The following is a 14,333-nucleotide window of genomic DNA, read 5'->3' as shown; positions in this document are numbered from 1 at the left end:
GGGCGGCCGGAATGACCACCGGACTGATCCCGGGGGAGCAGCCCCCGGATCCCGGGCCGACGGGTGGACTGCCGCAGCAGCGGCGCGAGCCGCTCGGCCAGGAGGCCGTGCAAGGGGAGAGAGGGTCGAGGAGTTCTGTGATCACCGCGCGCGCGGCCGCCAGCTTCGAGCCCGTCGGACGATCGGTGGCGAGCGCCCGGTCCTTCGTCCGCGACACGCTCCAGGGCTGGGGCCATGCCGACATCGTCGACGACGCCGTGGTGCTCACGAGCGAACTGGTGACCAACGCGGTGGTGCACGCCGGCACCACCGCCGACGTGGTGTGTCTGCGCAGCGACGACGGCGTGCGCATCGAGGTGGCCGACCACTACCCGGAACGCGAGGTCCCGCTGCAGGGCTCCCCCGCCGACATGGGCAGCCCCGACCGGGAAGGCGGCCGCGGCCTCCAGCTGTGCGCGGCCCTGGCCGACCGCTGGGGCGTCGAGTACACGCCCACGCTGAAGAACGTCTGGTTCCACCTGCACCTGCCGGAGCGCGCGGTCGGCACCCGCAGCGCCGGCCCCGCCCTGCCCGCCGAGATGCTCCCGCTCGCCAACGGCCGGGTCCGCGTCGCCGTCGTCCAGATCGACCGCACCGGCGCCGTCACGTCCTGGAACGAGGACGCCGAGGAACTCTTCGGCTACCCCGCCGAGCAGGTCACCGGAAAGCCGCTGACCGACCTGGCCGCCTGGCCGCACACCCCGGGCACCAGCACCGGCATCGCCGAGGCGCTCCGGCTCTCCCGCTGGGAGGGCAGCTACGGCATAAGGCACGCCAACGGCCGCGTCACCCCGGTCTACGCCTCCCACCTCCGCGTCCGCGACGCCGGCGGCGAACCCTCCACGGTCTGCCTCCTCGTCCGCGACCACGAACGGGCCGTCCTGCAGACGCCGTTGCGCGTACCGGCTTCCGACGCGGGCTCCTCCGCCGAGGGGCAGAGCAGCGACCCCTTCGAGGTGTTCATCGGCTCGCCCGCCCCGGACGACCTCGACGGCCTGCTCCAGCGCACCGTCGAACGCGCCCGCGACATGCTGGACGCCGACGCGGCCTTCCTGCTCCTGGCGACCGACGACGAGACGGAGTTGGAGGTCCGCGCCTCCACCGGCCTGCCCTCCGCCCGCCAGCGCTTCGCCCGCGTCCCCGTCGAGGCCGGCCCCGGCCGCTACGGCTCCGCCCGCATGCCGGCGGTCCACGACGACCTCGCCGCGGTCCCCGGCGCCGTTCCGCTGCTGAACGGCACGGGCATGCGCTCGGTCGTGACCGTCCCGCTCAAGGTCGAGGGCCGCCTCACCGGCTCCCTCGGCGTCGCCGCGGAGGCGCCGGGCCGGTACTCCAACGAGGAGGCGCTGCGCCTGCAGTTCGCGGCCGACCGCATCGCCCTGGCCGTCGAGTCCGCCCGCCTGGGCGAGCTGGAGCGCCTGCGCCGCGGCTCCCTGAGCTTCCTCGTCGAGGCCTCCGACCTCCTCGCCGGCACCCTGGACCGCGATCAGACCCTGGCCCTGATGGCCCAGATGACGGTCCCGACCCTGGCCACCTGGTGCGCCGTGTACACGATCGCGGACCAGGCGTCGGAGCCGTACCTCTCGTACGTCCTGCACGAGGACGAGGAGCTCATCGACGGCATCAAGTCGCTGCTCTCGAAGATCGCCCCGCCCGACCCGGTGCCCACTCCGGGTGCCCGCGTCTGGTCGGCCCCCGCCGAGATGGCCCACGAGGCGGCCCTGCGCACGTCCATGCGCGACCTCGGTCTCAGCGGCAACCCGTCCCGCCAGTTGCGCACCGGCATCGGTCCGACCCTGGCCACGGCGTCCGCGGTCGGCGGCGAGACCGTGGTCCTCCCGCTGGTCGCCCGCAACCGCGTCATCGGCATGCTGACGCTGGGCAAGCCGACGGACGAGCACTTCCGCCAGGAGATCCTCGAACTCGCCGAGGACCTGTCCCGAAGGGCCGCCCTGGCCCTGGACAACGCCCGCCTGTACTCGGAGCGCACGGCCATCAGCCAGTCGCTCCAGCGCAGCCTCCTGCCGCCGGAACTCCCCGTGATCGACGGCGTGGAGGTGGAGGTCATCTACCGCGCGGCCGGCGAGGGCAACGAGGTCGGCGGTGACTTCTACGACGTCTTCCCCATCCGCGACGACGCCTACGGTTTCGCCATCGGCGACGTCTGCGGTACGGGCCCGAACGCGGCGGCCGTCACGGGCCTGGCCCGGCACGCCCTGCGCCTGCTGGCCCGCGAGGGTCTCAGCGGCCCCGCGGTCCTGGAGCGCCTGAACTCCGCGATCCTCGACGAGGGCGCCCGCAGCCGCTTCCTCACGCTCCTGTACGGGGAGATGCGCCCGCAGGAGGACGGCAGCGCCGAGCTGAAGGTGGTCTGCGCCGGCCACCCGCTCCCCCTCCGCCTGCGTCAGGACGGCACGGTCGAACCCGCGGCGGAGCCGCAGCCCCTCCTCGGTGTCATCGAGGACCTGGAGCTCTACGAGCAGACGGTCACCCTCGACCCGGGCGACGTCCTGCTCTGTGTCACGGACGGCGTCACCGAACGCCGTGAGGGCACGCGCATGCTGGGTGACGACGGCCTCGCCGACGTCCTCACGACCTGCACGGGTCTGACGGCGGGGGCGGTGGCCGCCCGCATCATGCGCGCGGTCGAGCGTTTCGCGTCGGACGCCCCGTCGGACGACATGGCCATTCTCGCGATGCGGGTCCCGGAGCCCCACGCGGACTAGCGCGCCGCCCGCCCAGGGCATGCGAAAGGCCCCGCCCGAATGGGCGGGGCCTTCGTGGTGGAGCCCCCAAACGGAATCGAACCGTTGACCTTCTCCTTACCATGGAGACGCTCTACCGACTGAGCTATAGGGGCCTGTCGCTTTCGAGGTTTCCCTCGCGGCAACGGAATAGATCATACCCCGAACGGAGCGGTGCTCCCAACCACGCCTTTCAGAAGGCGGGCTGCAGGAGGCCTCCCAGGGCATTGCACGCGGACACGATCCGCTGCATGTCCCGCTTGGTCAACGAGGCGTCGACCGGCAGCGCGAGGGTCTCGTCGGCGGCCCGCTCCGTCTCCGGCAGCGACACGCACCGCCGGAAGCCGGGCATCCGGTGCACGGGCGTCTTCACCGGCACCCGGCAGTCGACTCCCCTGCCCCGCACGGCCCGCGCGAACGCGTCCCGGTCCGGCCTCCCGTTGCCAGGGACCCGCACCACGTACTGCTGGTAGGTGTGCCCGTCGCCCCCGTCGGGCGTGCGCACGCCCCTCAACTTCCCGTCCAGATAGGCCGCCCGCTGCCTGCGCCGTGCTGTCTCGTCGTAGGGCACCTCGGATTCGCCCTGTTCCAGCACGAGCAGCCCGTGCCGCTGCCCCACGCCGTGCAACGAGGCCATGTCGGCCGGTCGCCCGAAGCGATGCACGGCGACCACGGCCACGGTCCTGGACGTCACCGACGCCTCCACCGCGGAGGCGTCAAGGCAGTACGTGTCCGGATCTATGTCGGCGAACACCGGCGACGCGCCGACCACGACCACGGCCTCGGAGACCTCGACGTTCCCGAAGGCAGGTACGACGACCTCGTCACCGACTCCTACGCCGGCGGCCCTGAGCATTGCTGCAGTACCCATACGTCTGATGGTCGTAGCGCAACGTGAACTCCAAGTGACGGAGAACAAAAAAGGGTTGGACCCGGAACCGAAGTTCGGGGTCCAACCCTTTGAAGAATTGTTCGGCGGCGTCCTACTCTCCCACAGGGTCCCCCCTGCAGTACCATCGGCGCTGTAAGGCTTAGCTTCCGGGTTCGGAATGTAACCGGGCGTTTCCCTAACGCTATGACCACCGAAACACTATGAAACTGACAACCGCACCATGTGTGGCACATGGGGTTGTTCGTGGTTTCAGAACCAACACAGTGGACGCGAGCAACTGAGGACAAGCCCTCGGCCTATTAGTACCGGTCACCTCCACACCTTGCGGTGCTTCCAGATCCGGCCTATCAACCCAGTCGTCTACTGGGAGCCTTAACCCCTCAAGGGGGTGGGAGTCCTCATCTCGAAGCAGGCTTCCCGCTTAGATGCTTTCAGCGGTTATCCCTCCCGAACGTAGCCAACCAGCCATGCCCTTGGCAGGACAACTGGCACACCAGAGGTTCGTCCGTCCCGGTCCTCTCGTACTAGGGACAGCCCTTCTCAAGACTCCTACGCGCACAGCGGATAGGGACCGAACTGTCTCACGACGTTCTAAACCCAGCTCGCGTACCGCTTTAATGGGCGAACAGCCCAACCCTTGGGACCGACTCCAGCCCCAGGATGCGACGAGCCGACATCGAGGTGCCAAACCATCCCGTCGATATGGACTCTTGGGGAAGATCAGCCTGTTATCCCCGGGGTACCTTTTATCCGTTGAGCGACGGCGCTTCCACAAGCCACCGCCGGATCACTAGTCCCGACTTTCGTCCCTGCTCGACCCGTCGGTCTCACAGTCAAGCTCCCTTGTGCACTTACACTCAACACCTGATTGCCAACCAGGCTGAGGGAACCTTTGGGCGCCTCCGTTACTCTTTAGGAGGCAACCGCCCCAGTTAAACTACCCATCAGACACTGTCCCTGATCCGGATCACGGACCCAGGTTAGACATCCAGCACGACCAGACTGGTATTTCAACGACGACTCCACCCACACTGGCGTGCGAGCTTCAAAGTCTCCCAGCTATCCTACACAAGCCGAACCGAACACCAATATCAAACTGTAGTAAAGGTCCCGGGGTCTTTCCGTCCTGCTGCGCGAAACGAGCATCTTTACTCGTAGTGCAATTTCACCGGGCCTATGGTTGAGACAGTCGAGAAGTCGTTACGCCATTCGTGCAGGTCGGAACTTACCCGACAAGGAATTTCGCTACCTTAGGATGGTTATAGTTACCACCGCCGTTTACTGGCGCTTAAGTTCTCAGCTTCGCCCCACCGAAATGGAGCTAACCGGTCCCCTTAACGTTCCAGCACCGGGCAGGCGTCAGTCCGTATACATCGCCTTACGGCTTCGCACGGACCTGTGTTTTTAGTAAACAGTCGCTTCTCGCTGGTCTCTGCGGCCACCCCCAGCTCAGACCGTAAAGATCATCACCAGGTGTGGCCCCCCTTCTCCCGAAGTTACGGGGGCATTTTGCCGAGTTCCTTAACCATAGTTCACCCGAACGCCTCGGTATTCTCTACCTGACCACCTGAGTCGGTTTAGGGTACGGGCCGCCATGAAACTCGCTAGAGGCTTTTCTCGACAGCATAGGATCATCCACTTCACCACAATCGGCTCGGCATCAGGTCTCAGCCTTGTGTGCGACGGATTTACCTACCGCACGGCCTACACCCTTACCCCGGGACAACCACCGCCCGGGATGGACTACCTTCCTGCGTCACCCCATCACTCACCTACTAACCGCTTGGTCCGGCGGCTCCACCACTCCCCTCAACTCCGAAGAGATCAGGGCGGCTTCACGGCCTTAGCATCACGATGCTCGATGTTTGACGCTTCACAGCGGGTACCGGAATATCAACCGGTTATCCATCGACTACGCCTGTCGGCCTCGCCTTAGGTCCCGACTTACCCTGGGCAGATCAGCTTGACCCAGGAACCCTTAGTCAATCGGCGCAAACGTTTCTCACGTTTGTATCGCTACTCATGCCTGCATTCTCACTCGTGAACCGTCCACAACTCGCTTCCGCGGCTGCTTCACCCGGCACACGACGCTCCCCTACCCATCCATACAGGCGTTGGCCCTAATGTATGAATGACACGACTTCGGCGGTACGCTTGAGCCCCGCTACATTGTCGGCGCGGAATCACTAGACCAGTGAGCTATTACGCACTCTTTCAAGGGTGGCTGCTTCTAAGCCAACCTCCTGGTTGTCTGTGCGACTCCACATCCTTTCCCACTTAGCGTACGCTTAGGGGCCTTAGTCGATGCTCTGGGCTGTTTCCCTCTCGACCATGGAGCTTATCCCCCACAGTCTCACTGCCGCGCTCTCACTTACCGGCATTCGGAGTTTGGCTAAGGTCAGTAACCCGGTAGGGCCCATCGCCTATCCAGTGCTCTACCTCCGGCAAGAAACACACGACGCTGCACCTAAATGCATTTCGGGGAGAACCAGCTATCACGGAGTTTGATTGGCCTTTCACCCCTAACCACAGGTCATCCCCCAGGTTTTCAACCCTGGTGGGTTCGGTCCTCCACGAAGTCTTACCTCCGCTTCAACCTGCCCATGGCTAGATCACTCCGCTTCGGGTCTTGAGCGTGCTACTGAAACGCCCTATTCGGACTCGCTTTCGCTACGGCTTCCCCACTCGGGTTAACCTCGCAACACACCGCAAACTCGCAGGCTCATTCTTCAAAAGGCACGCAGTCACGAGACACCAAGCAAGCTTGATGTCCGACGCTCCCACGGCTTGTAGGCACACGGTTTCAGGTACTATTTCACTCCGCTCCCGCGGTACTTTTCACCATTCCCTCACGGTACTATCCGCTATCGGTCACCAGGGAATATTTAGGCTTAGCGGGTGGTCCCGCCAGATTCACACGGGATTTCTCGGGCCCCGTGCTACTTGGGTGTCTCTCAAACGAGCCGCTGATGTTTCGACTACGGGGGTCTTACCCTCTACGCCGGACCTTTCGCATGTCCTTCGCCTACATCAACGGTTTCTGACTCGCCTCACAGCCGGCAGACTGTGAAAGAGAGATCCCACAACCCCGCACACGCAACCCCTGCCGGGTCTCACACGTATACGGTTTGGCCTCATCCGGTTTCGCTCGCCACTACTCCCGGAATCACGGTTGTTTTCTCTTCCTGCGGGTACTGAGATGTTTCACTTCCCCGCGTTCCCTCCACACTGCCTATGTGTTCAGCAGCGGGTGACAGCCCATGACGACTGCCGGGTTTCCCCATTCGGAAACCCCCGGATCAAAGCCTGGTTGACGGCTCCCCGGGGACTATCGTGGCCTCCCACGTCCTTCATCGGTTCCTGGTGCCAAGGCATCCACCGTGCGCCCTTAAAAACTTGGCCACAGATGCTCGCGTCCACTGTGCAGTTCTCAAACAACGACCAACCACCCATCACCCCGGGACAACATCCCGAGTGCACTGGGGCCGGCACTGAAAGCAGGCCAACGGCCGTACCCTCAGATACCCAACAGCGTGCCCGACACGAACCACTCTCAGGACTCACGTTCCACGCCGAAGCAGTACTAGTGATCCATCAAGCCGATCGTGCCGAGTAGTCAACGTTCCACCCATGAGCAACCAGCATCAGACATTCGCTGATGTACTGGCCTCTGAACCAGGCAAGCCTGGCTTAGAAGTGCTCCTTAGAAAGGAGGTGATCCAGCCGCACCTTCCGGTACGGCTACCTTGTTACGACTTCGTCCCAATCGCCAGTCCCACCTTCGACAGCTCCCTCCCACAAGGGGTTGGGCCACCGGCTTCGGGTGTTACCGACTTTCGTGACGTGACGGGCGGTGTGTACAAGGCCCGGGAACGTATTCACCGCAGCAATGCTGATCTGCGATTACTAGCGACTCCGACTTCATGGGGTCGAGTTGCAGACCCCAATCCGAACTGAGACCGGCTTTTTGAGATTCGCTCCACCTCGCGGTATCGCAGCTCATTGTACCGGCCATTGTAGCACGTGTGCAGCCCAAGACATAAGGGGCATGATGACTTGACGTCGTCCCCACCTTCCTCCGAGTTGACCCCGGCGGTCTCCCGTGAGTCCCCAACACCCCGAAGGGCTTGCTGGCAACACGGGACAAGGGTTGCGCTCGTTGCGGGACTTAACCCAACATCTCACGACACGAGCTGACGACAGCCATGCACCACCTGTACACCGACCACAAGGGGGGCACTATCTCTAATGCTTTCCGGTGTATGTCAAGCCTTGGTAAGGTTCTTCGCGTTGCGTCGAATTAAGCCACATGCTCCGCCGCTTGTGCGGGCCCCCGTCAATTCCTTTGAGTTTTAGCCTTGCGGCCGTACTCCCCAGGCGGGGCACTTAATGCGTTAGCTGCGGCACGGACAACGTGGAATGTTGCCCACACCTAGTGCCCACCGTTTACGGCGTGGACTACCAGGGTATCTAATCCTGTTCGCTCCCCACGCTTTCGCTCCTCAGCGTCAGTATCGGCCCAGAGATCCGCCTTCGCCACCGGTGTTCCTCCTGATATCTGCGCATTTCACCGCTACACCAGGAATTCCGATCTCCCCTACCGAACTCTAGCCTGCCCGTATCGACTGCAGACCCGGGGTTAAGCCCCGGGCTTTCACAACCGACGTGACAAGCCGCCTACGAGCTCTTTACGCCCAATAATTCCGGACAACGCTTGCGCCCTACGTATTACCGCGGCTGCTGGCACGTAGTTAGCCGGCGCTTCTTCTGCAGGTACCGTCACTTTCGCTTCTTCCCTGCTGAAAGAGGTTTACAACCCGAAGGCCGTCATCCCTCACGCGGCGTCGCTGCATCAGGCTTTCGCCCATTGTGCAATATTCCCCACTGCTGCCTCCCGTAGGAGTCTGGGCCGTGTCTCAGTCCCAGTGTGGCCGGTCGCCCTCTCAGGCCGGCTACCCGTCGTCGCCTTGGTGAGCCACTACCTCACCAACAAGCTGATAGGCCGCGGGCTCATCCTGCACCGCCGGAGCTTTCGAACCGCCTGGATGCCCAAGCGGATCAGTATCCGGTATTAGACCCCGTTTCCAGGGCTTGTCCCAGAGTGCAGGGCAGATTGCCCACGTGTTACTCACCCGTTCGCCACTAATCCCCCACCGAAGTGGTTCATCGTTCGACTTGCATGTGTTAAGCACGCCGCCAGCGTTCGTCCTGAGCCAGGATCAAACTCTCCGTGAATGCTTTACATCACGGGAGCGGAACAGTCGGAGGAATAATCCGACCGTTCACAGCGTCCTCGCTGTATTTTTTCAAAGGAACCTCAACCCGATCGGAGATCCGATCAGGTCGGGGTATCAACATATCTGGCGTTGACTTTTGGCACGCTGTTGAGTTCTCAAGGAACGGACGCTTCCTTTGTACTCACCCGAGAGACTCTCTCAGGCTTTCCTCCGGGCGCTTCCCTTCGGTCTTGCGTTTCCGACTCTATCAGATCTTTCCGATCCGATTTCCTCGGTGCTTTCCAGGTTCTCGCTTTCGCGTTTCCCTTTCCGGCGGTTCTGACTTTATCAGAAGTTCTGAGTCGGAATTTCCACCCTCCGGGGCCGACTCCGAACCACGAAGTGTTCGGGTGCCCGTCCGAGCGGAGATGTAAACGTACTGGAGCGGGGCGCCTCGATGCAAATCGAGGCGCCCCGCTCCAGGTTGACGCTGTCGGAGACCCGACGGGCCGTCAGACCTCCACGACGACAGGGAGGATCATCGGCCGGCGTCGGTAGGTGTCCGAGACCCACTTGCCGAGGGTCCTGCGCACCAGCTGCTGGAGCTGGTGCGGCTCGACGACGCCGTCCTGTGCCGAGCGTTCCAGTACTTCCGTGACCTTCGGGAGCACCGCGGCGAAGGCCGAGTCCTCGATGCCCGAGCCCCGGGCCTGGACGTGCGGGCCACCGGTGATCTTGCCGGTGGACGAGTCGATGACCACGAAGACGGAGATGATGCCCTCGTCACCGAGGATCTTGCGGTCCTTGAGTGCCGGTTCGCCCACGTCGCCGACGGAGAGGCCGTCGACGTACACGTACCCCGCCTGGACCTTGCCGGCGATCTTCGCCTTGCCTTCGATCAGGTCGACGACGACGCCGTCCTCGGCGATGACGATGCGGTCGTGCGGGACACCGGTCAGGGCGCCCAGCTCGGCGTTGGCGCGCAGGTGGCGCCACTCGCCGTGGACCGGCATCAGGTTTCTGGGCCGGCAGATGTTGTAGAAGTAGAGCAGCTCGCCGGCCGAGGCGTGGCCCGAGACGTGGACCTTGGCGTTGCCCTTGTGGACGACGTGCGCGCCCCAGCGGGTCAGGCCGTTGATCACGCGGTAGACCGCGTTCTCGTTGCCGGGGATGAGCGACGACGCCAGGATGACCGTGTCACCGTCGACGATGCGGATCTGGTGGTCGCGGTTGGCCATCCGGGACAGGGCGGCCATCGGCTCGCCCTGGGAGCCCGTGCAGACCAGGACCACTTCGCTGTCCGGCAGGTCGTCGAGCGTCTTGACGTCGACCACCAGGCCCGGCGGGACCTTCAGGTAGCCGAGGTCCCGGGCGATGCCCATGTTGCGGACCATCGAACGCCCGACGAAGGCGACCCGGCGGCCGTACTCGTGCGCCGCGTCCAGGATCTGCTGGATGCGGTGCACGTGACTCGCGAAGCTCGCCACGATGATCCGCTTGCGGGCACCGGCGAAGACCTGGCGCAGGACGTTGGAGATGTCCCGCTCGGGCGGGACGAAGCCCGGGACCTCGGCGTTGGTCGAGTCGGAGAGGAGGAGGTCGATCCCCTCCTCGCTCAGACGCGCGAAGGCGTGCAGGTCCGTGAGGCGGTTGTCCAGCGGGAGCTGGTCCATCTTGAAGTCGCCGGTGTGGACCACCATGCCCGCGGGGGTGCGGATGGCGACGGCCAGCGCGTCCGGGATGGAGTGGTTGACCGCGACGAACTCGCAGTCGAAGGGGCCGACGCGCTCGCGGTGCCCCTCGGCCACCTCGAGGGTGTAGGGGCGGATCCGGTGCTCCTGGAGCTTGGCCTCGATGAGCGCGAGGGTCAGCTTGGAGCCGATCAGCGGGATGTCCGGCTTCTCGCGGAGGAGGTAGGGGACACCGCCGATGTGGTCCTCGTGGCCGTGGGTGAGGACGATGCCCTCGATGTCGTCGAGGCGGTCCCGGATGGACGAGAAGTCCGGCAGGATCAGGTCGATCCCGGGCTGCTCCTCCTCGGGGAAGAGCACCCCGCAGTCGACGATCAGCAGACGGCCGCCGTACTCGAAGACCGTCATGTTGCGGCCGATCTCGCCGAGGCCGCCGAGGGGTGTGACCCGCAGGCCACCCTTGGGGAGCGCCGGGGGCCGGCCCAGTTCAGGATGCGGATGACTCAAAAGACTCTCCTCAACCACACGCGCCACGTACCGGTGGGCACGTGGCGCGCGTGACGTTCGTGCAGAAGCAGTTGTCGTGGTGGGGTGCGGGCACCGGTGGCCCGCGTATTCAGTTGTGAAGTCCGGTCGTGCGGTGGTGCCAAGTCTGTTGTCAGAGCTGTACCCCGCCGGCGGCAAGATCGATCTTGAGCTGGTCGGTTTCCTCGGGTGTGAGCCCGACCATCGGCGCGCGCAGCGGTCCGGCGGGCAGTCCTTGGAGGGCGAGCGCGGCCTTGGTGGTCATGACGCCCTGGGTGCGGAACATGCCGGTGAAGACCGGGAGCAGCTTCTGGTGGATCTCCAGTGCCTTCTGTACGTCACCCGCGACGTGCGCGTCCACCATGGCGCGCAGTTCGGGCGTGACGACATGGCCGACGACCGAGACGAAACCGACCGCGCCCACGGAGAGCAGTGGCAGGTTCAGCATGTCGTCGCCGGAGTACCAGGCGAGGCGGGAGCGCGCGATGGCCCAGCTGGCGCGGCCGAGGTCGCCCTTGGCGTCCTTGTTGGCGACGATCCGCGGGTGCTCCGCGAGGCGGACCAGCGTCTCCGTGTTGATCGGGACACCGCTGCGGCCGGGGATGTCGTAGAGCATGACCGGCAGGCCGGTGGCGTCCGCGATGGCCGTGAAGTGCAGGTACAGGCCCTCCTGCGGGGGCTTGTTGTAGTACGGCGTGACGAGCAGGAGGCCGTGTGCGCCGGCGCGCTCGGCGGCGCGGGCGAGCTCGATGCTGTGCTGGGTGTTGTTGGTGCCGGCTCCGGCGACGACGTGTGCCCGGTCGCCGACGGCCTCCAGGACGGCTCGTACGAGGTCCGCTTTCTCCGCGTCGCTGGTGGTGGGGGACTCGCCGGTGGTGCCGTTGACGATCAGGCCGTCGTTGCCTGCGTCCACCAGATGGGCGGCGAGCCGCTGCGCGCCGTCGAGGTCGAGTGCGCCGTCCGCCTTGAGAGGCGTGACCATGGCGGTGAGGACCCGCCCGAAGGGGGTCTGCGGAGTGGAGGTCGGAGCCATGGGTTACACGCTACTCGTTGCTCAGGGCGGGGTCTGCCCTCGGGGGAGGCGGCAGGTCGGGAGGGAGGTGGAGCCCGGCACTGCCTGCTCGGGGGTTCAAGCAGTGCCGGGTCCCTTTGATCAGGCTAGATGAACTTCTCAGAACGCCGCAATACGGACACTTCGGGTGGCTGATGCGTACATCTGTGCCTGGCGGTCCGCCGGGCGACCGTCGGCGAGGTCCGTCGGGGAGCTACGGAGCCACGCGACCGTTGGCGTTGAAGGCCGCGTGGGTGAGGGGCATGAGCCGGGCCCACTCCTCCTCCATCTTCTCGCCGACCATCTCGATCTCGCGCTGCGGGAAGGACGGGACCTTCGCCAGTTCGTGCTGGGTGCGCAGGCCGAGGAAGTGCATCAGCGAGCGTGCGTTGCAGGTGGCGTACATCGACGAGTAGAGGCCGACCGGGAGCACCGCGCGGGCCACCTCGCGGGCCACGCCGGCGGCGAGCATCTCCTGGTACGTCCCGTAGGCCTGGCGGTAGGAGTCCTCCATCGCCCGGCTCACCAGTCCGTGCTGCTCGGCGGTGCCCTCGACGAAGACGTACTTGCCCGGCCGGCCCTGCTGGACCAGCTTGCGGGAGGTGTCCGGCACGTAGAAGACCGGCTGGAGCTCCCGGTAGCGGCCCGACTCCTCGTTGTACGACCAGCCGACGCGGTGCCGCATGAACTCGCGGAAGACGAAGATCGGGGCGCTGATGAAGAAGGTCATCGAGTTGTGCTCGAACGGGCTGCCGTGCCGGTCCCGCATGAGGTAGTTGATCAGGCCCTTGGAGCGCTCCGGGTCCTTCTTCAGCTCGTCGAGGGACTGCTCCCCGGCGGTCGAGACACGGGCGGCGAACAGCACGTCCGAGTCGGTCGCGGCGCTCTTCACGAGTTCCACGGTGACGTCGCTGCGAAGGTCGATCTTGAAATCGTCGGCGGGGGTGTCGGTCACGGGTGCAGGGCCTTCCCATCTGGTCGCTTTGCGAGGGCCACTCTACGGCCCGCCGAATGGGGCGATCGGTGCCGTGCCACGATGAAGTCGGTGAAACAGGGCACCCGCGGGGGCGTTCGTTCGTCTGTATGAGTAACAGCGATGCATTCATTCCCAGAAGGGAGACACAGCCTCCATGATCCGCCGGCGTGAACCCGTGCCGTTCGCCTTCGTCGCCGAAGCCGACAGGTTCCGCAGCAATGTCACACCCCCGCCCCGGGAGCGGGCGTCCTTCGGCCAGTTGGCCGGGCGCTGGCTGCTCGGCCTCACCCTGGTCGCCGGGATCGTGGGATCCCTGGTGATCGGGATGCCCGCCCTGTCGGCCGACCAGCCGTCCGACCACAAGCAGCCGTCACAGGCCTCCGAGAGCCGTTAGACGGGCCTCGGGCCGGTCCTCAGACGCGCCTCGGGCCGGTCCTCCTGACTCCATCCGGGCCCCGAGGGTGGTGACCGGTGACACAGGTCGGTAGCCTCACCGGGCACAGCACATGCCATGGAACGAGTGAGGACCAGCCGTGCCCCTGCCCTTCCTGACGGCCGACCGCGGCTTCGACACCGCCGACGACGTCGCGCTGCCCCACGACGACCGCGACCTCTGGCGCCGGCCCTACCGGCCGGGGCCGTGGCGGGTGGGGGCGGCGGCGCTGATGCTGCTGCTCGCCTCGTTCGTGCTGTTCGCGGGGGTCATCATCGCGGCGACGGCTCCGTTGTCCTCCGCCGGTGCGGTCTTCGGCATCGCGGTCGTCGTGATCGCCTGCGCCCTGCGTCTGTTGCGGGTGGGGGCGTGGGTGAGCGCGCAGGGAGTGCGGCAGGTGAGCTTCCTCAGCACGCGCACGGTGGCCTGGCAGCAGGTCTCCAGCGTGCGCACGGTGCAGCAGCCGGTGCGCTGGCTCGGGCTGCCGCGCACCGTGCAGGGGCAGGCGCTGCTCCTCGTCCGGCAGGGTCGGTCCGGAGAGACCCTGCCGCCGCTGCTGACCACGCACAGCGCCGACTTCCTCGCCCGTGACGAGGCCTTCGACCGGGCGGCCGACGCCGTGGAGGCGTGGGCCGCGGAGTACCGGCAGGACTGAGCGCCCGTGACGGACGCCGGGGCCCGGACCGCAGTGCGGTCCGGGCCCCGGCGTCTCGGTCGTTGAGGAGTTGTTCGGTCCGTTCGGTCCGTTCGGTCCGTTCGGGAACCG

The 14,333-nt window shown here is 65.5% G+C and carries 7 protein-coding genes, 1 tRNA gene and 3 rRNA genes; 3 read left to right on the top strand and 8 right to left on the bottom strand.

The genetic code is table 11. The features are described from left to right. Positions 1-11 precede the first annotated feature (11 nt). Positions 12-2,765, top strand: a complete 2,754-nt coding sequence (locus tag SAM23877_RS25910) for a SpoIIE family protein phosphatase (protein WP_053137975.1) — start codon at positions 12-14, stop codon at positions 2,763-2,765. A 58-nt stretch (positions 2,766-2,823) separates the two neighbouring features. Here SAM23877_RS25910 and SAM23877_RS25905 read toward each other — a convergent pair. The 8 genes from SAM23877_RS25905 to thyX form a co-directional block, all read right to left on the bottom strand. Further along, positions 2,824-2,899 (bottom strand) — tRNA-Thr (locus tag SAM23877_RS25905). Between the two features lie 77 nt (positions 2,900-2,976). Further along, positions 2,977-3,639 carry a DegT/DnrJ/EryC1/StrS family aminotransferase gene (locus SAM23877_RS25900; RefSeq protein WP_053137972.1) on the bottom strand — a complete coding sequence of 221 codons (663 nt, stop codon included), beginning with the start codon at positions 3,637-3,639 and terminating at the stop codon, positions 2,977-2,979. Positions 3,640-3,753: 114 nt separating this feature from the next. Further along, a 5S ribosomal RNA gene (rrf, locus tag SAM23877_RS25895) occupies positions 3,754-3,870 on the bottom strand. A gap of 84 nt (positions 3,871-3,954) precedes the next feature. Then, a 23S ribosomal RNA gene (locus SAM23877_RS25890) occupies positions 3,955-7,077 on the bottom strand. Positions 7,078-7,382: 305 nt separating this feature from the next. Beyond that, positions 7,383-8,910: ribosomal RNA gene (locus tag SAM23877_RS25885) — 16S ribosomal RNA — on the bottom strand. Together the 16S, 23S and 5S rRNA genes form the textbook arrangement of a ribosomal RNA operon. A gap of 493 nt (positions 8,911-9,403) precedes the next feature. After that, positions 9,404-11,089 (bottom strand): ribonuclease J, encoded by a 1,686-nt coding sequence (locus SAM23877_RS25880; protein ID WP_053137969.1) that lies wholly within the window; start codon positions 11,087-11,089, stop codon positions 9,404-9,406. 151 nt (positions 11,090-11,240) lie between these two features. Beyond that, on the bottom strand, positions 11,241-12,140 hold the full coding sequence (gene dapA, locus SAM23877_RS25875) for a 4-hydroxy-tetrahydrodipicolinate synthase (RefSeq protein WP_053137966.1): 900 nt from the start codon (positions 12,138-12,140) through the stop codon (positions 11,241-11,243). A 232-nt stretch (positions 12,141-12,372) separates the two neighbouring features. Next, positions 12,373-13,113: an FAD-dependent thymidylate synthase gene (gene thyX / locus SAM23877_RS25870; protein ID WP_053137963.1), complete on the bottom strand. Its 741-nt coding sequence runs from the start codon at positions 13,111-13,113 to the stop codon at positions 12,373-12,375. A 175-nt stretch (positions 13,114-13,288) separates the two neighbouring features. Between thyX and SAM23877_RS25865 the strand changes: the two genes are divergently transcribed. Both SAM23877_RS25865 and SAM23877_RS25860 read left to right on the top strand, forming a co-directional pair. Then, entirely contained in the window at positions 13,289-13,528 is a 240-nt protein-coding gene (locus SAM23877_RS25865) for a hypothetical protein (protein ID WP_053137960.1), read from the top strand. Between the two features lie 139 nt (positions 13,529-13,667). Further along, positions 13,668-14,222 (top strand): hypothetical protein, encoded by a 555-nt coding sequence (locus SAM23877_RS25860; RefSeq protein ID WP_053137957.1) that lies wholly within the window; start codon positions 13,668-13,670, stop codon positions 14,220-14,222. Positions 14,223-14,333 lie beyond the last annotated feature (111 nt).

Origin of the sequence: Streptomyces ambofaciens ATCC 23877 (genome assembly GCF_001267885.1) — a bacterium.
Classification (GTDB): Bacteria; Actinomycetota; Actinomycetes; order Streptomycetales; family Streptomycetaceae; genus Streptomyces; species Streptomyces ambofaciens.
Note: the sequence above shows the minus strand (reverse complement) of the source record. Positions and strands in the feature narration are given on the sequence as shown.